This window comes from Cryobacterium sp. TMS1-13-1, from assembly GCF_004403125.1.
GTDB classification, from domain to species: Bacteria; Actinomycetota; Actinomycetes; order Actinomycetales; family Microbacteriaceae; genus Cryobacterium; species Cryobacterium levicorallinum.
Genome location: NZ_SOGX01000010.1, coordinates 355,915 through 374,995, shown reverse-complemented (window position 1 = coordinate 374,995; position 19,081 = coordinate 355,915). Strand labels below are relative to the sequence as shown.

Annotated in this window: 21 protein-coding genes and 4 pseudogenes; 8 read left to right on the top strand and 17 right to left on the bottom strand. The window is 63.3% G+C overall.

The features are described 5' to 3' along the window. Positions 1–10: 10 nt before the first annotated feature. The 4 genes from E3T31_RS11110 to E3T31_RS11095 form a co-directional block, all read right to left on the bottom strand. Positions 11–310, bottom strand: a complete 300-nt coding sequence (locus E3T31_RS11110) for a hypothetical protein (RefSeq protein WP_134468762.1) — start codon at positions 308–310, stop codon at positions 11–13. Positions 311–515: 205 nt separating this feature from the next. After that, positions 516–1,100, bottom strand: coding sequence for a cupin domain-containing protein (locus tag E3T31_RS11105; protein ID WP_134468761.1), 585 nt, complete (start codon positions 1,098–1,100; stop codon positions 516–518). Positions 1,101–1,212: 112 nt separating this feature from the next. Next, positions 1,213–2,151 (bottom strand): agmatinase, encoded by a 939-nt coding sequence (gene speB / locus E3T31_RS11100; RefSeq protein WP_134468760.1) that lies wholly within the window; start codon positions 2,149–2,151, stop codon positions 1,213–1,215. 70 nt (positions 2,152–2,221) lie between these two features. Continuing rightward, positions 2,222–2,890, bottom strand: a complete 669-nt coding sequence (locus tag E3T31_RS11095; RefSeq protein ID WP_134468759.1) for a cyclase family protein — start codon at positions 2,888–2,890, stop codon at positions 2,222–2,224. Positions 2,891–2,987: 97 nt separating this feature from the next. Here E3T31_RS11095 and E3T31_RS11090 point away from each other — a divergent pair, with 97 nt between their 5' ends. Together E3T31_RS11090 and E3T31_RS11085 are read left to right on the top strand one after the other, a co-directional pair. Next, complete coding sequence (locus tag E3T31_RS11090) at positions 2,988–4,562, top strand: cytosine permease (protein ID WP_134468758.1); 1,575 nt, start codon at positions 2,988–2,990, stop codon at positions 4,560–4,562. Positions 4,563–4,564: 2 nt separating this feature from the next. Continuing rightward, the gene (locus tag E3T31_RS11085; RefSeq protein ID WP_134469268.1) at positions 4,565–4,969 is read left to right on the top strand and encodes a nuclear transport factor 2 family protein; all 405 of its coding nucleotides are present in this window, start codon (positions 4,565–4,567) and stop codon (positions 4,967–4,969) included. A 564-nt stretch (positions 4,970–5,533) separates the two neighbouring features. Here E3T31_RS11085 and E3T31_RS18060 read toward each other — a convergent pair. From E3T31_RS18060 to E3T31_RS11075, 3 genes and pseudogenes are all read right to left on the bottom strand, one after another. Beyond that, positions 5,534–5,932, bottom strand: a pseudogene (locus E3T31_RS18060) (HipA domain-containing protein); the annotation flags it as partial. Positions 5,933–5,947: 15 nt separating this feature from the next. Continuing rightward, a complete protein-coding gene (locus E3T31_RS11080; RefSeq protein WP_198417004.1) occupies positions 5,948–6,778 on the bottom strand; it encodes a type II toxin-antitoxin system HipA family toxin in 831 nt (276 codons plus the stop codon). Further along, entirely contained in the window at positions 6,771–7,028 is a 258-nt protein-coding gene (locus E3T31_RS11075) for a helix-turn-helix domain-containing protein (RefSeq protein ID WP_134468757.1), read from the bottom strand. Before E3T31_RS11075 ends, E3T31_RS11080 begins: the two co-directional genes overlap by 8 nt. Positions 7,029–7,488: 460 nt before the next feature. On the opposite strand from E3T31_RS11075, the pseudogene E3T31_RS11070 reads away from it, so the two are divergent. Further along, positions 7,489–7,707, top strand: a pseudogene (locus E3T31_RS11070) (transposase); the annotation flags it as partial. Between the two features lie 36 nt (positions 7,708–7,743). On the opposite strand, the gene E3T31_RS11065 reads toward E3T31_RS11070, so the two are convergent. Then, positions 7,744–8,487 carry a hypothetical protein gene (locus E3T31_RS11065; RefSeq protein WP_134468755.1) on the bottom strand — a complete coding sequence of 248 codons (744 nt, stop codon included), beginning with the start codon at positions 8,485–8,487 and terminating at the stop codon, positions 7,744–7,746. 107 nt (positions 8,488–8,594) lie between these two features. Between E3T31_RS11065 and E3T31_RS11060 the strand changes: the two genes are divergently transcribed. Next, positions 8,595–8,825, top strand: coding sequence for a hypothetical protein (locus tag E3T31_RS11060; protein ID WP_134468754.1), 231 nt, complete (start codon positions 8,595–8,597; stop codon positions 8,823–8,825). Positions 8,826–9,093: 268 nt separating this feature from the next. Here E3T31_RS11060 and E3T31_RS11055 read toward each other — a convergent pair whose 3' ends face one another. Beyond that, a complete protein-coding gene (locus E3T31_RS11055; RefSeq protein ID WP_134468753.1) occupies positions 9,094–9,396 on the bottom strand; it encodes an XRE family transcriptional regulator in 303 nt (100 codons plus the stop codon). Between E3T31_RS11055 and E3T31_RS11050 the strand changes: the two are divergent. Continuing rightward, positions 9,395–9,835 (top strand): annotated as a pseudogene (locus E3T31_RS11050) (conjugal transfer protein TrbL); the annotation flags it as partial. The gene E3T31_RS11055 and the pseudogene E3T31_RS11050 overlap by 2 nt on opposite strands. A gap of 2 nt (positions 9,836–9,837) precedes the next feature. Then, a pseudogene (locus E3T31_RS11045) lies at positions 9,838–10,368 on the top strand (SCO6880 family protein); the annotation flags it as partial. A gap of 6 nt (positions 10,369–10,374) precedes the next feature. On the opposite strand, the gene E3T31_RS11040 reads toward E3T31_RS11045, so the two are convergent. After that, positions 10,375–11,061 (bottom strand): cation transporter, encoded by a 687-nt coding sequence (locus E3T31_RS11040; protein WP_134468752.1) that lies wholly within the window; start codon positions 11,059–11,061, stop codon positions 10,375–10,377. After that, the gene (locus tag E3T31_RS11035; RefSeq protein WP_134468751.1) at positions 11,058–11,411 is read right to left on the bottom strand and encodes a helix-turn-helix transcriptional regulator; all 354 of its coding nucleotides are present in this window, start codon (positions 11,409–11,411) and stop codon (positions 11,058–11,060) included. The genes E3T31_RS11040 and E3T31_RS11035 overlap by 4 nt, the downstream gene beginning before the upstream one ends. A gap of 599 nt (positions 11,412–12,010) precedes the next feature. Here E3T31_RS11035 and E3T31_RS11030 point away from each other — a divergent pair. Then, positions 12,011–12,412: a hypothetical protein gene (locus E3T31_RS11030; protein WP_134468750.1), complete on the top strand. Its 402-nt coding sequence runs from the start codon at positions 12,011–12,013 to the stop codon at positions 12,410–12,412. A 359-nt stretch (positions 12,413–12,771) separates the two neighbouring features. Here E3T31_RS11030 and E3T31_RS18725 read toward each other — a convergent pair whose 3' ends face one another. From E3T31_RS18725 to hisD, 6 genes are all read right to left on the bottom strand, one after another. Then, positions 12,772–12,990, bottom strand: a complete 219-nt coding sequence (locus E3T31_RS18725) for a VOC family protein (protein WP_370304600.1) — start codon at positions 12,988–12,990, stop codon at positions 12,772–12,774. Positions 12,991–13,225: 235 nt separating this feature from the next. Further along, positions 13,226–14,119: an acetamidase/formamidase family protein gene (locus tag E3T31_RS11025; protein ID WP_134468749.1), complete on the bottom strand. Its 894-nt coding sequence runs from the start codon at positions 14,117–14,119 to the stop codon at positions 13,226–13,228. Between the two features lie 8 nt (positions 14,120–14,127). Continuing rightward, positions 14,128–14,895: an amino acid ABC transporter ATP-binding protein gene (locus E3T31_RS11020; RefSeq protein WP_134469266.1), complete on the bottom strand. Its 768-nt coding sequence runs from the start codon at positions 14,893–14,895 to the stop codon at positions 14,128–14,130. 58 nt (positions 14,896–14,953) lie between these two features. Next, on the bottom strand, positions 14,954–15,607 hold the full coding sequence (locus tag E3T31_RS11015; protein WP_134468748.1) for an amino acid ABC transporter permease: 654 nt from the start codon (positions 15,605–15,607) through the stop codon (positions 14,954–14,956). 89 nt (positions 15,608–15,696) lie between these two features. Continuing rightward, positions 15,697–16,497 (bottom strand): ABC transporter substrate-binding protein, encoded by an 801-nt coding sequence (locus E3T31_RS11010; RefSeq protein ID WP_134468747.1) that lies wholly within the window; start codon positions 16,495–16,497, stop codon positions 15,697–15,699. Positions 16,498–16,580: 83 nt separating this feature from the next. Beyond that, positions 16,581–17,918 carry a histidinol dehydrogenase gene (hisD, locus tag E3T31_RS11005; RefSeq protein ID WP_134468746.1) on the bottom strand — a complete coding sequence of 446 codons (1,338 nt, stop codon included), beginning with the start codon at positions 17,916–17,918 and terminating at the stop codon, positions 16,581–16,583. A gap of 72 nt (positions 17,919–17,990) precedes the next feature. On the opposite strand from hisD, the gene E3T31_RS11000 reads away from it, so the two are divergent. Next, positions 17,991–18,908 (top strand): LysR family transcriptional regulator, encoded by a 918-nt coding sequence (locus E3T31_RS11000; protein ID WP_134468745.1) that lies wholly within the window; start codon positions 17,991–17,993, stop codon positions 18,906–18,908. Positions 18,909–19,081: the final 173 nt, after the last annotated feature.

Sequence of the window (19,081 nt, the reverse complement as noted above, 5' to 3'; positions counted from 1 at the left end):
TCCTTCACATTCAAGCCGAGCGCGACGGGACATTGCCCACCGAGCGGAACGTCAACAAGTTCTGCAAACGCATCTCGTCGAGCCTACCCATGATTGCGTGTCTGTTCACGGCCGGGAGAGCGCCGTGAAGGCGGATGTGTGCTCGGCAATAGATAGCTGCAAGCGCCCACGGAACGGCGAGCAGCATCGCCGGCACGCCCCACTTCAGCCCGCGCCGCGTGTTAATCGCGTCGATCACGATGGCGGCCGGCATGAACCGGCGCAAGAAAGAATAGGTGCGGGAGGTGGCGGCCAGAATGAGTTCGAACATGGCGCGGCCTTTCAGATGTTCGGCAACAAGAACCTGAAAGACGGAGAGTCATGCCATCGCAACGAGCGACGGGGCATAAAAGAAGCTGCCTACGATTATTTTAGAACCGGATGTCGGCCGGCGAAAGTCTCGCGCACACCATTTTCCAGAGGAATCTTCCTGCACCGGATCGCGCTCAAACCGTTGTTCCGAACTGTGGGAACCGTCAGGACGAGCCGCTCCATGCGGCCGGAACGATGGTCCAGAGAAGCTCGGTCTGTCCCCCACTGCGGTTGTCCCAAGAGTGGGGTTGGCGCCCCGCGACGGTCATCGTGTCCCCCTCCGATACCTCAACTTCGCCGCCTACCAGCCGAAGGACGAGGCTCCCGGATAACACGTGCAACACCTCGACATCGCAGTTGATCGTGTAAAGCTCGTCTCCCCCTGAGGCTCCGGGGGCGAGGGTCGAGCGGAGTACTTGCACCCGAGACTCGCCCCGTGGGGTGAGCAGCTTTTCGATCGCGCCCTTTCCGCCCATGTTGATGAGTGCCGCATCGGCGAGGGCTATGACCTCGTTATCGGGCGCTTCGAAGAGCGAGCCTAGCTGAAGGGAAAGCACCTGGCACAGTGCCACGAGCGAAGACACGCTGGGCGAGGTCTCGTCTCGCTCCACTCTGCTGATGAAGCCGGTGCTGAGGTTACTTGCCGCGGCTACGTCCGCGATCGTCAAGGCCTGGGCTAGCCGCGTTGCCCGGAGTTTCGCTCCGATCGCGAGCGGTGCGCCCGATGGTGCCGGGTTGAGAGCTCGCACAGTGCCTTGCCTTTCTTAACGCGTTTCGACCTGACGTGGGACTGTTTCCCAGTATCTCGCGATCTCTCGCCGCTCCCCGCCATACGCACGGCCGGTGTCGCCGCGGCCGGGCTTAGCGCGGTGTCATGGCCGAAAGGATTTCGTAGGCGACATGGGAGGCGGCAACGGCCGTGATCTGCGCATGGTCGTAGGCGGGGGCGACTTCGACGACGTCGGCTCCGACGATCCGCACGGCGCTCAGCGCACGGATGATGGCCAGCAATTCTCTGCTCGTCAGCCCGCCCGCCTCCGGGGTGCCGGTTCCGGGAGCGTGAGCGGGGTCGAGAACGTCGATATCGACGGACACGTATACCGGGCGGTTGCCGAGGCGGGCCAGCATCCGCTTTACGACTCCGGCAACGCCCTCTGTCTCGACTTCGTGGGCGGCAATGACGGCGAAGCCCAAGCGGGCGTCATCGGTGAGGTCCTTGCGGCCGTAGAGCGGGCCACGAATACCGATGTGCAGGCTGGCTTCGAGGTCGATTAAACCCTCCTCGGATGCGCGGCGAAAGGGCGTGCCGTGGGTCACAGGTGCGCCGAAGTAGGTGTCCCACGTGTCGAGGTGAGCGTCGAAGTGCAGCACCGCGACCGGACCCGTCACCTTGGTGACCGCCCGCAGCAGGGGAAGGGCGATCGTGTGGTCCCCCCCAATCGTCATCAGTCGTGTTCCTCCAGCGCCGAGACGGGTTGCCTCTGCCTCAATCTGAGCGACTGCCTCGTCGATATTGAAGGGGTTCGCCGCAATATCTCCTGCGTCGACGACCTGCTGGGCGGAGAATGGCTCTACATCCTGCACGGGGTTGTAGGGCCGGAGCAGCCGGGAGGCCTCGCGCACGTGGGCCGGGCCGAAGCGGGCTCCCGGGCGATAGCTGACCCCGCTGTCAAACGGCACACCCACAACGGCTATGTCTGCGTTGGGCACGTCTTCGATGCGGGGAAGTCGGGCGAAGGTGGCGATGCCGGCATAGCGGGGTGAAATGCTGGCGTCGGATGGGCCGATCGGATTGTTCATGGGAGCTTTCTTGGAGGGAATCGGTGGAAGAGTGATCTGCGAGCCGGTGGTGACAGGGAGTGCGGCCTGCCTATGGCGTAAGTTGCAGCGCGACAGCCCGCACGGGCGCTCCATCCGCCGCGTCGAAGGCGATGGGCAGCAGGGAGATGAAGGGCTCATCGAAGTCGACCGACGCAAGATTCGTGAGGTTCTCGCAGATCACGCCGTCGACGTCTGCAATGAGGTGATGCACGGGAAAGCCCTCACCGTGATGGGTGGAGTCCGGTGTCTCATCGATGTTGATCGCGTCGATCCCGAAGGTGCGAATGCCCAGGGCAATGAGTTTGGCGCAGGCATCGGCGTCGAGGAATGGATTGTCGAAGTAGGTCGGTGAGCCGCAGTGCGCGCTCCATCCCGTGTGGAGAAGCACGATAGCTCCCGGTAGAAGTTGCGCCTCGACGGGCTTGAAGTACGACCATGTGATGCGACCGCGCGCGCCCGCGGCACGGGCGTCGACGAGTACACCTGTGCCGACGAACCGGTCCAGCGGCAACTCATCGATTTTCTTGGCCGCATCATCAAAGTGGTACGGAGCGTCAACGTGGGTGCCCGTTTGTGACCCCATGGACACCGAGAGAAGGTTAAAGCCGTCGCGATCGATCGTGCTGTGCGGGTCAAATCGTGGCACAGGATCTCCCGGATAGACCTGGGTGTCTGCGTTCACCAGGAGGGAGAGATCCACGACCTTGTTTGTCTTCATAGTCAAAAACTATTGCACAGGAGACAACATCCCGCTAGTGTCAATCAAAACCTGCCGCCTCCGCCGGCCCCCCCCTCCACGAGTCAAAGGCAAACCCATGAGTGACAACAATGGCGTTCATCACACCGCGCCCGCCGTCGAGCTAAACGCGCGGCCAAAAATCACCGAGGTTGAAACCCTCGGCGTCGACACCATTCCCGACGCCGACCGTACCTCGACCTGGCTCGACCTCCTCCGCATCCAGTTTGGCGGCGCGAACACGTTTGCCACCGTTCTGCTCGGCACCTTCCCGATCGTCCTTGGCCTATCCTTCTGGCAAGCCGCCCTCGCAACGATCTGCGGAGTGCTCGTCGGCACGTTCTTCCTGATGCCGATGGGACTATTCGGCCCGAAAACAGGCACCAACAACGCGGTGTCATCCGCTGCATTCTTCGGCGTGCGCGGGCGAGTGGTCGGCTCGTTCCTCTCCCTTCTCACCGCCATCGCCTTCTACTCCATCTCGGTGTGGGTCAGTGGCGACGCACTCGTGGGTGCGCTCACCCGGCTTGGAGGCATACCGGACTCAATCGGACTTCGCACCCTGGTCTACGGAGTGATCGGAGTGATCGTCATCGTCGTGGTGGTGTTCGGTTATCAGTTCATGCTGCTGGTGAACAAGACCGCGGTCATCGCCAACACGATCCTCATCCTTCTGGCTATCGTCGCGTTCAACGGTGTGTTTGACAGCTCCTACAATCCCGGACCCGCGGCCTTTGCGCTCGGCTCCTTCTGGCCGACATTCGTCGCCGCCGCGCTCATCGTGGCCTCCAACCCCATCTCGTTCGGGGCGTTCCTCGGAGATTGGTCCCGCTACATCCCCCGCACCACCCCGCCTCGCAAGATCCTCGGCGCAACACTGATCGGTCAGTCCCTCACCCTCATTCCCTTCCTATTCGGTGTGGCGACCGCAACGATCGTCGCTGGCGAGAGCGACTACGTCGTCGCCCTCATCCAGGCATCGCCCATCTGGTACGCGGTACTCCTCATGGGAGTGGCCTTCATCGGCGGACTGTCGACGGGCACGACCTCCCTCTACGGCACGGGCCTCGACTTCTCTTCGGTCTTTCCTCGGTTCACCCGCGCCCAGGCCACCATCGGTATCGGCATCGTCGCCTTCCTCTTCATCCTGACCGGCCGCATATTCTTCGACCTGCTCGGCGCCGTGAACGCTTTCGTCGGCGCCATCATCGTCACGACCACCCCGTGGATGGTCATCATGGCCATTGGCTACATCGTGCGCCGAGGCAGCTTTCGCCCGCGCGATCTCCAGGTTTTCAACCGAGGTGAAATCGGCGGCGCCTACTGGTTCAACAACGGAGTCAACTGGCGCGGAATGGTCGCTTGGATCGGAGCAGCTACCCTCGGACTGCTCTTTGCGAACTACCCGCCCATCATCGTTGGACCCTTCATCAATCTGGGCGGCGGCGTCGATCTCAGCCTCGCGATCGCCGTGATCTCGGCGGCCGTTCTCTATCTTGGAGCGCTTTGGATCTTTCCCGAGCCCCGATTCGTGTTTGGTGATCAAGGCGCACGCGGCGTACCAACCAGAGACTCGACTATCCCTGCCATCGAAACCGACCATTCGTCCACCGCCGCCAAGGTCGCAGCACGCCGAGTCGGATCCGCAGCGTGAGCATGTCCGAAGCAGTTTCAGCGGATGCGTTGGCCGCAGCAGACCAGATCATCGAGGACTTCGGCCATCACCACCGTGACGCCTATTTCGCCCGGTTCAGCCCGCAGGCAACCTTCATGTTCCACAACGTCGGGCGGCGCCTGGAGTCGCGGGAAGAGTATGAGCAGCTCTGGCTGGAATGGGAATCAGACGGATTCACGGTCATCTCATGCACGTCTACGAACCGCCGCATTCAGCTGGTTGGCTCCGTCGCCGTGTTCACCCACGATGTCGAGACAGTCTCCGAAGTGGCGGGCGAACGGTCGACAAGTCAGGAATCTGAGACCATTGTGCTTTCACTCACAGGCGGAACCTGGCTCGGTATCCATGAGCACCTGTCCCTGCGCACCAACAGTGCCGCCGACTAACTCCCCCGTCGGCGATCGCGGTCGCTCTTAGTAACTCAAGATGACTCGAGCATCTTTTGCGCCAGCGCCAACAATAGGCAGCTTTCCGGAATAAACGTTGACAGCATCGGGTGTCATGCATCTGTGCGGGCTGGAAATTCCTGATCACTGGAATTCCAATCTCGGTATTGAGACTCGAACCCAGAACTAATGGAAATACTCCGAATGTGACACGTTCGCCGGTGAAGAGAAGACCTGATCAGGTGTCGTTTTGACGAGGCTCCCGAGATTTGACCCCGGGACCGATGTTCCTATCATCAATTCTCGGCGATTTTATCCGAATAAAATGCCTGATCAGATCGAATTTATAGTAGGACGGTCGGGACTTGAACCCGGGACCGACGGTTTGCGCCGGCGCTTTTCGGACCAGGCCAAGTGCGGACTGATGCCTCGGTTGATCTCGACGCATCTGGACCTGATCAGGAGGTTCTTGCGTGAGATGTCTTCACCATTATCTCAACCGCTCGTCCCATCTCGGTCAGTCTCAGGCAATAAACGTTGAATAAAAGTGTGTGCGTCAAGTCTTCACGTGCGGGCGCTACTGCCCGTGGGGCGTCCATTGAGGAGATTCTTGGTGAACAGCGCAATGTCGTCCTGCAATTCGGCGTAGGCCTGCTGAACGGGGCTCTCTGAACGGACAAAAGCGTCCACGGCTTCGAGCGCTGAGGTGATGATCGACCGGGGAGCGCGCACGTTCCACGCCTCGGCTTCGACGATGAGGTCATCGATAGTGATGGCGGCATGGCTGTATTTTCGGTTGATCGCTAGTGCCATCTTGCCGTCGCTATCGAGGTGTGTTTGCGGAACGACATCGTAGGCCGGGGTGATCCTCGTGCCGCCGTCCGGGAGGTGGGGCATGCTGATGTTCTTGGCGTGCATATCGAGATTACCCACGGCCTGCGAAACGGTCAGGAGCCGAAGGAGCTGCTCGACGGAAGCTCAGTCGCCGTCGCGACCGAGGACATCCGCTATGCACTTGAGGGAGACATTGCCGCCGTACTCTTGATACTTCTCGTTCTTCGACGCGCCAAGAGCCTGGTTCATGTCTTCCTGGTGAATGCGTCCCTGCGGCACGGGCGGTGAACGGTCATAGCGCTCGATGACAAGGCCAGGGACTCCGCCGAAGTCCTCGATCCAGGTGTGGAGCGTGGTGAGGCCGGCAGCTTTAGCCGCGCGGAAGCCGTATTCCGCGTCGAAGGTGATAGTCGGGAAGCGCACGGACGGCGGCTTGATGATGTGGGTCGACGGATACCCTTCGAGGACCTGAAACCAGTGGCTGTCCTGTCGAGCGAGCACGATCTTGTCTTGCACACCGGCCAGGGACGTGCGGCCAGATCTCGGACGGTTTCCGAGAGGAGCGGTTTGAGTATTGGTGAGCATCCGGCCCACTTCGACCCCGTCAACCAGCGCGATGGCTGGCGTGCGCGGCTCCCCCTGCGCCTCGAGATCGTAAATCTGAATGGCCCCGGCGACGTCTCGGCCGAATTGGGCCAACAGCGCAATGGTGTCGTCGGTGGAGGCTCGGATCTCGGCGGCGAGGTTGTCCAAAGCGGTGCCCTCGGGCAGAAGTTCGGCGAAGAAGTTGCGTCGACGAGCCGCCCTGCTGCGGCTACTGATGAGGTCGAACGGCACCGATGCGGAGAGATTCGTGCTGCCGAGTCCAAAAGTATCGACGGCATTCTTCGCCGTAACGAAATCAAAAGTACGACGGCCCGTGCCGACCAGATGCCCGACCAGCTCGCCGTAGAGTTCCACGCGCAAGTCACTCACGGGGCGCTTCCCAACTGTCGTCGCGGGGCTCATCGACCTCCATGTACATTCGGATACCGGTCTCCCGCATGATCGCGAAGATGCGCTCGAGCACGATGGTGTTCTTGCCGGACTCCAAGCCCCAGATGTACTTCTGGTCGGTCTCCAACTTCTCCGCGAGATCGCGCTGCGTCAAACCGCTCACGAGACGGCCCTGCTGCAGCATCCGACCAAGACCCTCCGGGCCCTTCACTTCTCCACGGGCAGCCATGACAAACTCCTTGCGACGGTCTTATTCCCTTCAGGTTAGCTGATGGCAATATCGCCGTCAAGCCGTGCGAAGGCGTTACTGCCATCAAGTCGCCAGTGGGTGAACGTGCACTCCTCGCGGAAAATATGTGGTTCTCGACAGGCCCGCATTGTGTACCGAAGCCACGTTCTCATCAGCCACGTCATTGGTGAGGACAGACGAAAGACCCGTGGCGAGTCGCACCGAAATAGTGCATACTGCTTTTCCCTCGCTGGGCGAGCCCCGGCGATCATGTGGCAAAGATTACTCGTCCGAACGACCTCCGTCATACCTGCGCCCGACTCGCCCGCAGCAACGCTGGTCTTAGGGTGGACGCGGCTCGCCCCGACGCTCGCGGGCGCGTACTCGCCGGAGTTGCCAGTATCCGCGGCCTGGATCTGTCAAGTCACGCGACCGACTCAGCCACATGGGGCTCTTCGGGGTCGAGGTCGTCGCGATCGATCTGTCCGCCGCGTTCCGCAAGGCCGTGCTCACGCACCTTCCGTGGGCCGCGGTCAGCGTCGACACGTTCCACCTGGTCAAGCTTGGTTACGACGCGCTGCCCGCGGTCCGTCATCGCCTGGTCCGCGAGCAAAAGGGGGCTTCGCGGGCGCCTGGTCGACCCCGCGTGAGCGAACCGGCTGCTGCTGCGCGGCACTGACACGCTGTCCCCGGGTGTATGGGATCATCGCGGCGATCAATCTGTGCAACCTGGGACGTCCAGTTCCTGCAATGCTAAGGCTCGATCCGAGCCGGGGTTGTCGGCGAAAAAAGCTTCAAGTTCCTCCTGTGCGCTTGGCGTCGTTGGGCACTCGCTAAGTTCCCAGGGTGATCTGGACCACTGGACTCCGGCTTTATCCGTAAAGCGAAGAACGTATAAATTGGACGCCAGAGGTGCGGTCACCGGGACCGTTGAGGACTGGCATGACGCAAAGACTGGAGCAGTCCACACGTCGATTTGGTCCGGGTTGTTGAAGTCTAGGACGGGCTCCGCCCCATCAGCCTTCCAGTGCAGCACTACGAGCTGGACGTTCGTTACTCCGCCCGAATCCGGTCCGCCTCGTATCTGCAAGGATGAGCCAAGATCGACGACCTGAAAGTCTCGCGCGTACTCTTGCTTTTCTCGGTCGGCGAGGAAATCGGCGATGTCATTTCCGTCACCCACTAGGTCGTTTGCCTCGCGCGCCAACTCGTTGGCGAGATCCGCTTGCTCTAGCGCCTTGCTTGCGAGTTCGTTGGCGCCATCGGCGACATCGTTCGCCTCGTTCGCGATCCTATTTGCCGTCTGTGCCTGCTCGACGGCGACGCGCGCATGGCGAACGGCTTCGCGACTAGTCTCGCCATCAGACCAAGCGAGGAAGACCGCGACCACGGCAGTAATTGCCGAGACAAGTGCCAAGAACCGGGCGCCGCGGTCCGTTGGGCTTGCGTTCGTGGCCACGGCCCTCCTCTTTGCAATCTGTTCCGTGTGGCAAGGTGTGGGGAACGAGGTTACTGATCCTGCTAGACGGGTTGGCGCGACCCGCGGCACCCGCATAGCGATTGACCTTGATCGGCCTCATCCCACCGGTCGAGCACCAAGACATCTACTACCGACACAATCCCGCCCTGACTACCGTCGGAGCCCAAAGTTCAGAGCCTCCACTGAACTGGGGGCGAAACACCGCGTCGCGCGAACGCACGGCAGGGTACGGCCTGGCCGCCGAGACCGGCCACGACCCCTACGAGCTGCAACGCCGCCTGGGCCACCAGTCCCAGCGGTATTACGTCGCGAACTGAAGGTTGGGCTTCACCCTTCGAGTTTTCCATACTCGCGGCCCGCACTAGCCCGCCACGGCGAGTGACAGTCATCGAGCGGATCGGCCACACGCCATGGCTCACGTCTGCTCAGCGACAGGTTTCGCCGCTCTCGGGGCGCCGAAACGAGGAGTGCGGCTTTCCCCAAAATTTCGGTGACTGCCCAAATGGATGCTGCCATCCAACCCGCCGCGACGGCTCACGATCGTTTCCGCGACTGTACTTCGCATCTGTTCGGACGCTTAACCGGTCAGGCGATCTGGTATGTTTCATCGCCAATCTCGACCTCAACTTTGAGCCGGCCACCGACCGCCTCAACATACTTCCGGAGCGTGTCGACCTGGGTTCGTTCGATGTCACCATTCTCGATGCGTGAGATCCGATTCTGCGTGACGTGCAGCAAGGCAGCAAGTTCGACCTGGGTGAGGTCGTTCGCTTCGCGGAGCTCACGGAGGCGATAGGCGCGCACCTCGTCGAGCATCCGTTTTTTGTGCGCGTTGACAGCGGCCCGATCTACCGGGCGCCGGGCGAGCATGTCGTCAAGGCTGGTCATCGTACACCGCGACCCCGCCGCGCTCTCCCGCGCCGCGATCGGCGTCAACAAATCGGTGCTCGGATCCTTCGTCATCATCACTATCACCGGCCTACTTCTCGAAATCACCGACCAGCTCTCCATCGGCGTTGTGCAGGCCAGCGGCAACACGATGGAAGGCATGGGCGACCGCATCGCGCTCCTCGCCCTAGGCCTCACCGCGATCAGCCCCGGCACACCCGGCGTCGGCGCCATCCTCACGATCTTCCTGACCGGCCTCGCCATCAGCGGCGCGGCCATCGTCTGGTTCTCCCTCCTCATCCGCAAAGCGCTACTCCTGGTGGCCATCGTCTTCGGACCGATCGCCCTCGCCTGCGCCACCTGGGATGCCGCCAAAGGCTGGTTCTCCAAACGGGTTGCATTCGTTATCGCTCTCATCCTCTCCAAGCTCGTGCTCGTCTGATCGGGCGGTCTCTCGCCACGGCCGGGCCGGTCGCGGTCGCCGAGAGCTGGGATCATCTCCGCACCGACAGCGCGTTTCACGCGGTGCTGTGGATCAGCGAATGGCCGAGGTCGCAGGTGTTCCCCGGTTTCCTGTCGCCTCTCGTTTTCACGAACGGCATCCTGCGCACGGTGTCGCTGCACTACCTGCCCGTGCGCGCCGATCAGGCCGCGCGCGACCTGCGCAAGAAGAAGACTGAGCTGATCAGCGACGCCCACCAACGCACACGCATCGGCCAAATAGAGGATGCCTCCGCCACCGCCGAATACGACGACCACCTGCACCAGGAAGCCGACCTCACCGCCGGCCACGGCGTGCTGCGCACCACTGGACTCATCTGCGTGACCGCGCCGAGTGTTAACGAGCTCGATGCTGCTGTCGCGTCGATCGAGCAGGCCGCGATTCAGGCGTCCTGTGAGACGCGCCGGCTCGTGGGCCAGCAGGCGCAGGCGTTTACGGCGGCGGCGCTTCCGTTGTGTCGCCGCGTGTGACGTGTTTCAGCAGCAGTCTTCGTGGTCGACGTCGCGTTCCCCGGTCAGAGCAGCCACGGGCACTTTGCAGGCGTCGCCGCGCCACGCCTCGAGGCCTTCCCTGACGGCGAAGACCACGATCACGAGGGCCGCGACCGAGTCCGCCCACGCCCAACCGAAAAGGGTATTCAGCAGCAGCCCAACCAGCAGGGCCGCGGACAGGTAGGAGCAGATCAGGGTTTGTTTCGAATCAGCGACCGCCGTGGCTGAGCCCAGCTCCCGGCCCGCGCGGCGTTCGGCGAAGCTCAGAAAGGGCATCACCAGCAGGCTGACCGCGGCCAGCACAATGCCGACCGTGCTGTGTTCCGCTTCCCGAACACCGAACAGGGACAGCCCGGCATCGACGGTCACATACGCGGCGAGTCCGAAGAACGCCCACGCAATGACTTGCAGCGCGGTCTTTTCCCGCTTCTCTGGATCAGGCGCTGCGAACTGCCAAGCGACCGCAGCAGCGGAGAGGACTTCAACGATGGAGTCCAGGCCAAACCCGATGAGGGCCGCTGACGACGCCACACTGCCAGCCGCGATCGCAATGATCGCTTCGACAACGTTGTAGGCGATGGTCGCCGCGACAATCCAACGGATTCGACGACGGAGGATCTGCGTTCGGTCACGCTGAGCCTCAACCACCTGGTCGTCAGCGGAGAGACTCATGCGTCGGTCCCGCAACAGAGCGGCACGTCGCAAGCCTCATCGACGCAGCCGACACCGTCATCGACAGCGAGCACGACATCCATCAGGGCGACGAGCGCCTTCGTCACGTGAGGATCCGCAATCTCATAGCGAGTCGAGCGTCCCTCCGGAACGGCGGCCACGATTCCGCAGCCTCGCAGGCACGACAGATGGTTGGACACGTTCGACCGCGTCAACTGCAGCTCACGCGCCAGCGCACCCGGATATCCCGGCCCATCGAGCAGGGACAGCAATATCCGGGACCGGGTGGGATCTGCCATCGCTCGGCCCAACCGGTTCATGACGTCCACTCGCGAAGCAATAGTCAGCATGCACTGACATTACAGCAGGAGCTGACCAGTTAGGCCTGATCGTGCCCAACCGGATCGGGCCGCAGCCGCAGCGCGACCCACAGTCCGCATCGGCGGCAGATGAAGACGGTGTCACTGAGTGCGTGCATCCTGCGGCGCAGATAGATTCGACCGCAACACGAGCAGGTGATTTCTGAGGCGTCATCCATGAGCCCCGAGCGCTGCTTCGATTTGCTGCTGGGTCGGAGCTCCGGCAGGCGAGGGCGCTGGTGCGGCCGCCTGTGGGGAAGAGATCGATTCCGTCGACGAGGATCGTCGGCGATCCGGCTAAGGGCAAACGTGCGGCCGTCTCGGCATCCATCAGCGTCGACTTGACTGATGTGTTCGAGGACATCGTGTTCGCGACCGCGCACTGCAGGCGGTGAAGGGGTTCTTCCGAGTTCGGACAGTCTGCGATGTGAAGCAGCTCGATTGTCGCCGTGAGTTTCTTCCTCCGAAGGGGGCATCGGGATCCCTCGGACGGGCACGACGCCGCTGTACACAATTCTGTCACCGCAGTCCCGTGCCGCGTAGTCCCCTGCGCACCTCCAAGACGAACCAAATCGTGATTGGAGTCGCGCATGCCTGGGTACGAATCGAGGAACCACACAGCTCGATGGATCAGTGTCGTCTTCCTGCAAGGAGCTGAGGCCGACGCTGTGGTCGACCTGATCGACCGGAGCGGAGCATCCGCTGCCTTCGATTACCTGCAGCCACGGGATCTCGGCGAGGCGACAACCGATGCCGCCCTCGATAATGAGTACGTCTACGACCGCATCCCGGCCGGCCGGACCGACCACATCATCGAGCATGACGGCTCTCCGTACGCGCTGACCTACAGCACGACGTACCGGTACGTTTCGCCGGTGCGGTGGCATCCGCTTGAATCTGAAATGCAGTCGGCACGGCCGGCTCCCCATCGAGACGACGTCTGGGCCGCCCCGAGGTCGACGCGCCAGGCCGAGCGCACGGTCACGCTGTGAAAGACACCGCAACCGAGCGGATGCACACACAGCCGCGCTGGTCGAACCGCGCGGCGAGCTGCGCCGCGACCGCCGGGCCCAACGGCGCGAGGCGGCAAGGATCGAAGCGGATGCGCAGAAGGCCACGTCCCTCGCCACCCGCACGCTCTGGCATGCCGAGCGGGACGAAGCGCGATCGGGCGCCTATCTACCCAAGGCCGGCGAGGCAGGTCCCGCACAACGGCGCTCCGCGCGAACCGCCGGGAAATCGAAGCCCTGATGCGCGCGCCCAACACGTGGAAACCCCGGCGTGAGGATTCAGATCTCGTCGCCCGCGGGGTCAGTGTGCACCGCACACGGCACGTCGGCCTGCCCAATATCTACATCGGCCGCGCCCAGCGTTCGTAACCGAGGCACCTCGGCCGCTTGGTCATCACCGAGCTACGGCGCAGGTCGAGGTGAACGCGGGGCCACACGGTAATCTCAGGCACGCGAACGAAATCTAGATGGACCGCCCCCGCGGCCCACCTCAGCCGCGCCAGCTCGTGGGTGGACTCATCCAAGGTCCAGTCCAGCGCCGAGTTCCAGAACCGGGCCACCGCCGGCGGATCCGTGCAGCTGAAAATCATCGCGGCGATCGGCCCGGTATCCCCGTAGATCGCTCGAGGCTCATGCACGCATGAATACCTTGGCCTCCAGGTCGGTCGGAACAGTCCCCGGCACCTCGCGCTGGCCAATGTGCGCCCCGCGTCTTCAGCCGCTCGCTCCACCAATCCGATCCGATGAGCACCGAAGGTGTTGCGGTGCTGTGACTGAGACCGTGACGGCACCGAGTTAACGCGCGGCGGACGGCGGGCCGAGCGCAGCATCCGCTCCACCCAGGAGCGAGAGCGCCAAGCTACGGCGGGGGTTCACCACCTGGCACACGCGCACTTCGAGCAGCAGTCCCACAGCCAGGTATGCGTCGGCGGTGCTCATGCCGGCGTGTGCAGCGAGCAGGCGGGTGCATTCGCCCACGCCGCGGCTGAGGGCGTCGTCGAAGGTGTCGCCGGTCACGATGATGGAGTACTTTTCGTCGCTGTCAATCGTGGCGAAGCGCGGCGCCCAGTCGGTTTGCACGCTCACGCTGAGCTCCACCTCGGCCGCAACCTCGATGCCGGTGCCGCACACCTCGGCGTCGCCCATGGCCGCGTGCACATCGCCCAGAAAGAGGCCACCGCCGGGCACCTGCGCTGTGATCCACACGGTGGAACCGGCCCGCGCCAGCACAGAGTCGAGGTTGCCGCCGTAGCGTCCCAGGGTGCGCGGCAGCCGCTCCGTGTCGGGCAGGAGCCCGATGGTGCCAATGTGTAGCTGCGGTGGCACGCTGATCGGCGCCCCCGAACCCCAGTCGATGATGGGGTGCTGCGACGACAGCCGCCGCACGTGGGACTCCGGTGGCGCGTTCACACCGAGGCCCGGCCGGGTCCAGGTGTGGCCCCACGGCGACGCCGTGATCGAGCGGATGCTGATACCCACGGCATCGCCCACCCGCACTTCTGCAAGGCCCAGGGCTCCGTTCACGGGAAAAACCCGGGCGGGGTCGAGGTCGGCGTGGTTCCTGCCCTCGGCGATCTGGTTGCCGGACGCGTCGAGCGTGACGCAGGAGAACACCTCACCGGCGCTGACCGTGTTCGACAGTGCCCGCTCGGGGGAGAGCGCGTAGATCTGGTCGCGGAACACACGCATGGGCGTGCTCAGTTGGGGGAAGTCTGCGACCGGCTCAGCAGGGCCCGGGTCTTGTCGTGCTGGGGATTGGTGAAGATCGTCTCGGGCGGGCCCTCTTCCACGATGAGGCCCTGGTCCATCACCACGATGCGGGTGGCGATCTCGCGGGCGAACTGCATCTCGTGGGTGACGATCACCATGGTGGTGCCCTCCTCGGCGATGCGCTTGATCACCGCGAGCACCTCACCCACCAGTTCGGGGTCGAGCGCCGAGGTTGGCTCGTCGAAGAGCATCACGGCCGGTTCCATGGCCAGGGCGCGGGCAATGGCCACGCGCTGCTTCTGACCGCCGGAGAGCTTGGTGGGGTAGTTGTCGAGTTTGTCGCCGAGCCCCACCATCTCGAGGTGGTGCACGGCCTTGGTGCGGGCATCCGCTGCCGACATTTTCTTCACATCGCGCAGGGGCGCCATGACGTTGCCCAGCGCGGTTTTGTTGAGAAAGAGGTTGAAGTGCTGAAACACCATGCCCACGTCGGTGCGCTTCTTGGCGGTGATCGAGGCGCGCTCGGCGACGAGCTCGCCGTTCTGTTCGCGGTAGCCCACCAGGTGGCCGTGCACGTAGATGCGGCCGGAATCGATGGTCTCGAGTTTGTTGATGCAGCGCAGCAGCGTGCTCTTGCCCGAGCCGCTGGAACCGAGGATGACCACGGTCTCGCTCTGGGTCACCTGAAGGTTGACCCCCTTAAGCACTTCCACCCGGCGGGCTTCGTGCGTGCGGCCGCGAAAACGATCCCACAGGGACTGCTTGTCTTCGGAGACGAAGGTCTTGTGCACTTCCTGCACATTGATGATGTTGTCAGCCACGAGACCGCGCCTTTCGTTCCAGGAGTACGACAATTCGAGAAAGCGGAAGGCTGAGCATGAGGTAGAGAATCGCCGCTGCAGTGTAGATTTCCGTGGTCTGAAAAGTCTGGCTATTCAAAATGTTCGCGGTCTTGAGAATCTCGGTGACGGCGATCACCGAGGTGAGGGCCGTATCTTTGACCATGGCGATGAAGTAGTTGCCGATGGGGCCGAGCGAGACCACGAACGACTGCGGTATAACCACGCGCCAGAGCGCCTTGGTGGGCGTGTAGCCGAGCGAGAGCGCTGCCTCGGTCTGCCCGGCCTCCACAGAGAGAATGGCCGAACGGAACACCTCAGAGAGGTAGGCGGCGTAGTTGATGCCGAGCCCGAGAATGCCCGCGGGCACCGGGTCGATGGCGATGCCGATGCTCGGCAGCACGAAGAAGATGTAGACCAGCTGCACGAGCAGCGGGGTACCGCGAATCACCTCCACGAAGAACACCGCGACGGCCCGCAACACCTTGAACTGCGATATGCGCGCCAGGGCGGTGAGCAGCCCGAGTACGAGGGCAAGCACCATGGCTCCGGCAGCGAGCTGCAGAACAATCGGTACCGCGCCGAACAGGGCGGGGAACACGGCGAGCGTGTCGGTGATGAATTCCATTTGGTGCGCCTAACTTGAAGGGTGATCCACGTTCGGAGCTGGCCGCCCCGACTTTTCAGTCGGAACGGCCAGCACGGGTGAAGCGGTATCTACTCCGTGAGGTTGTCTTCGCCGAGTCCGTACTTCTGCAGGATTTCGAGGTACTGCGGGGTGGCCTTCAGGTCGGCCAGGCCCGCGTTGATGTCTGCGAGCAGCTCGGTGTCTTCCATGCGCAGTCCGGCGCCGATGGTGCCCGGGAAGTACGCTTCGTAGGGCGAGACGAGCTTGATCTTCGGGTTGGGCTTCTGCACCAGGCTGTAGGCGAGTACGGCACTGTCGGTGAAGGCCGCGTCGATCTGGCCGTTCTCCACGGCGGTGATGAGCGCCGCCTGGCTGTCGAAGTACTGGGTCTCGCTGCCGCCCAGGGTGTCGATGAGGTCGAGGAACACGGTGCCGGTCTGGGCGCCAAGCACGAGGCCGGCCACGTCGTCGCGGTTCTTCACGGTACTGTCGGCCGGAACCAGCAGTCCCTCACCCTGCATGTACCACGGGTCGGTGAAGTTGATCTGTTCCTTGCGGGCGTCTGTGATGTACATGGCGTCCACGATCACGTCGGCCTTGTCGGCCATCAGTGCGGGAATGAGCGTGTTGAAGTCGGTCACGAAGACCTCCACGTTCCAGCCCTGCTGCTCGGCGATGGCGAGGAACATCTCACCGTCAATGCCCGAGAGCTCACCGGTGGTGGCGTCGGTGAACGAGAACGGCGCGTCGTTGGACGTGGCGATGGTGATGGTGCGCGTTGCATCGTCGGCACCGGCATCCGTTGTGTCAGCGGCACACGAGGTGAGGGCGAGTACGCCGATCAGTGCCATCGGTACCAGAACCTTGAGGCGTTTAGCGAAGGGATTCATTGGATTTCCATCTTTCGATTGCTGTGTGTGCGGTGCTGTGCGGGTAAGAGAAAAGCGGATGCCTGCGGCCGCCAGTGGCGGCCTCAGACGAGGCTCGGCACCGAGCTCGCCAGGCGATCGAGCCGCAGGGTGGCCGTTGCCTTGTGTGCTTCCATCCCCTCGAAAGCTGAGATGGTTGCGACGTGGTTGGCCAGCATGGGGGTAGCGGCCTTCTCGACGCGCTGCCAGGTGAGCGGCTTGAGAAAGCGTGATACCGAGAGTCCGGCCGATGAACGGGCACCCCGACCCGTGGGTAGTACATGGTTTGTTCCAGAGATTCCCTTGTCGGAATAGGCAACCGTTGACCATTCCCCAAGGAACAGCGAACCGTAGTTCGAAAGGCTTTCCTGATAGTAGTCGTAATCGGCTGTCTGGATTTCCAGATGCTCCGGCGCGAGCATGTCCATCAGCTCGACGGCGGTCTCCTTGTTCTCGGCCACGTAGACGGTGCCGAAGTCGCGCCAGGCCGGGCCGGCGATGTGCTTGGTAGCCAGCGTTTCGAGCATCCGCTCGATGTGGCGGATGACATCTTCGCCGAGCTGGCGGGAGGTGGTCACCAGGCACGCCGGGGACTGCGGGCCATGCTCGGCCTGGCCCAGCAGGTCGGCCGCGACCAGTTCGGCATCCGCTGTGTCGTCGGCGATGACCGCCACCTCGGAGGGGCCGGCGAGCAGGTCGATCCCCACGCGGCCGAACAGCTGGCGTTTGGCTTCGGTCACGTAGGCGTTGCCGGCGCCGACCAGGATGTCGGCGGGCTGCTCGCCGAGCAGGCCGAACGCCATGGCGGCCAGGGCCTGCACGCCGCCGACGGCAAACGCGCGGTCGACGCCGGAAAGGTAGGCGGAGTGCAGCACGGCGGGGTGTGCTGCGGTGGGGCTCATGGGCGGGGAACAGGCGATGACGCTCTGCACGCCGGCGGCCTTGGCCACTCCGACGGTCATGAAGGCGCTGGCGAGAATGGGAAAGCGGCCGGCCGGGAGGTAGGCGCCGACGCGGGGAACCGGAATGTACTTCTGGCCGGCGATGACGCCGGGGAGGATCTCAATCTCGAAGTCGGTGAGGTGCTTGCGCTGTTCCAGGGCGAACACGCGGGTGCGTTCGGCGCCGGCCGCGAGGGCTTCGCGCAGCTCGGGAGTGAGCTGGTCGCCGGTGCGGGCGAGCTCAGCCTGGCTGATCTCGATGTCGGCGCCCTCCCACTTGTCGAGCTGCTGGGAGTACTTGATGACGGCGTCGATGCCGTTCTTCTCGATGGTGCTGAGCATCTCCGAGACGGTTTTGATCACCTCGGGCAGACGCTGGGCGGGAACACCGCCGATTGCCGGTTCTTTGAGAACGGTGAAGGTGCCCGTGATGTGTTTCTTGTCGGCCTCGTTAATTTGCATAGTCGAAACCTAAGTTATACGCGTGCTATCGCACAACCCGATATAAAACGATCAAAACTATAGGATTACCCTATGACAATCGTTCAGCTGCGCGCCTTCCTGGCCGCCTACACACTGGGCTCGTTCACCGCGGCGGCCAACGATCTGGGCACGAGCCAGGCGTCGATCTCCGAACTCATCCGCCGGCTAGAGGAGATTGTGGGCCTGAGCTTGTTCATTCGGGGCGGGCGGCGGCTGATCGCCACGGCGGCGGCCGACGAGTTGCGGCGGCACGCCGAGCAGTCGGTGCGCTCGATTGACAACGGGCTTGAGGCGCTGCGCTCGATGGCGGCACTGGAGAGCGGGGTGTGCACGTTCGGCGTGCTGCGCAACGCAGGCTACTACGATCTCTCCGACCTCGTGCAGCGCTTCCACGTGCTCTACCCCCAGGTGAAAGTGCGGCTGATCGGGCTGAATTCTGCCCTGGTGGCGGAATCGATTGCCAGCGGCGAGCTCGAGGCCGGACTGGTAGTGCTGCCCGTGCTCGAGACCGGGTTGCTGATCAAGCCCCTGTTCCAAGACGAAGTGCTCTACGCGTCGGCCACGCGCGATCCGGCCCTGGGGCCGATGACCATGGACGAAATGGCACAGTCGCAGCTGGTGCTCTACGACGCCTACGCCGGCTGGACCGATCCCACGCGCAAGCAGATTCTGGAGCGGGCGCAGATGCGCGGGCTGTCGATCGACCCGGTCATGGAGGTGGAACACGTGGAGACGGCCCTGAGCCTGGTATCGACCGGGGCAGCGGACACCATCGTGTGCCGCACCATCACTGAGGGCTCATCGTTTCCAAAGAATATCCACCTGGTTCCCTTCAAGGAACCGCTCTACGACACGATCGCGCTAGCCCAGCGGGAATCGACCTATCTGTCACCCGCCACACTGAAGATCGCCGAGCTCGCCGAGAAGACGTTGCTAGCGCGGATGCAGATCGTGCAGCAGCCGGCCTGAGTCGGGCTAGGGCCTGCTAAGCGCTGGGCTTGCCAGTGCGCGTGCGCGCCACTGCTCGAGCTCGAGCGACAGAACCGCCGGTTGCGCAGTGCGGGCCCGGTTCTGCACAAAGCGTCGGCTTCTTCGCTGCCAAAACCTGTCTCGTTCGCCCACGACGGCTGCGGAGCCCTTGG

What these genes read in the sequence shown, in the direction of transcription:
- E3T31_RS11110 (WP_134468762.1), bottom strand. Translation starts at nt 310, where the DNA reads ATGTTCGAACTCATTCTGGCCGCCACCTCCCGCACCTATTCTTTCTTG.
- speB (WP_134468760.1), bottom strand. Translation starts at nt 2,151, where the DNA reads ATGAACAATCCGATCGGCCCATCCGACGCCAGCATTTCACCCCGCTAT.
- E3T31_RS11095 (WP_134468759.1), bottom strand. Translation starts at nt 2,890, where the DNA reads ATGAAGACAAACAAGGTCGTGGATCTCTCCCTCCTGGTGAACGCAGAC.
- E3T31_RS11090 (WP_134468758.1), top strand. Translation starts at nt 2,988, where the DNA reads ATGAGTGACAACAATGGCGTTCATCACACCGCGCCCGCCGTCGAGCTA.
- E3T31_RS11085 (WP_134469268.1), top strand. Translation starts at nt 4,565, where the DNA reads ATGTCCGAAGCAGTTTCAGCGGATGCGTTGGCCGCAGCAGACCAGATC.
- E3T31_RS11075 (WP_134468757.1), bottom strand. Translation starts at nt 7,028, where the DNA reads ATGGCTGCCCGTGGAGAAGTGAAGGGCCCGGAGGGTCTTGGTCGGATG.
- E3T31_RS11055 (WP_134468753.1), bottom strand. Translation starts at nt 9,396, where the DNA reads ATGACCAGCCTTGACGACATGCTCGCCCGGCGCCCGGTAGATCGGGCC.
- E3T31_RS11040 (WP_134468752.1), bottom strand. Translation starts at nt 11,061, where the DNA reads ATGAGTCTCTCCGCTGACGACCAGGTGGTTGAGGCTCAGCGTGACCGA.
- E3T31_RS11035 (WP_134468751.1), bottom strand. Translation starts at nt 11,411, where the DNA reads ATGCTGACTATTGCTTCGCGAGTGGACGTCATGAACCGGTTGGGCCGA.
- E3T31_RS11030 (WP_134468750.1), top strand. Translation starts at nt 12,011, where the DNA reads ATGCCTGGGTACGAATCGAGGAACCACACAGCTCGATGGATCAGTGTC.
- E3T31_RS11025 (WP_134468749.1), bottom strand. Translation starts at nt 14,119, where the DNA reads ATGCGTGTGTTCCGCGACCAGATCTACGCGCTCTCCCCCGAGCGGGCA.
- E3T31_RS11015 (WP_134468748.1), bottom strand. Translation starts at nt 15,607, where the DNA reads ATGGAATTCATCACCGACACGCTCGCCGTGTTCCCCGCCCTGTTCGGC.
- E3T31_RS11010 (WP_134468747.1), bottom strand. Translation starts at nt 16,497, where the DNA reads ATGAATCCCTTCGCTAAACGCCTCAAGGTTCTGGTACCGATGGCACTG.
- hisD (WP_134468746.1), bottom strand. Translation starts at nt 17,918, where the DNA reads ATGCAAATTAACGAGGCCGACAAGAAACACATCACGGGCACCTTCACC.
- E3T31_RS11000 (WP_134468745.1), top strand. Translation starts at nt 17,991, where the DNA reads ATGACAATCGTTCAGCTGCGCGCCTTCCTGGCCGCCTACACACTGGGC.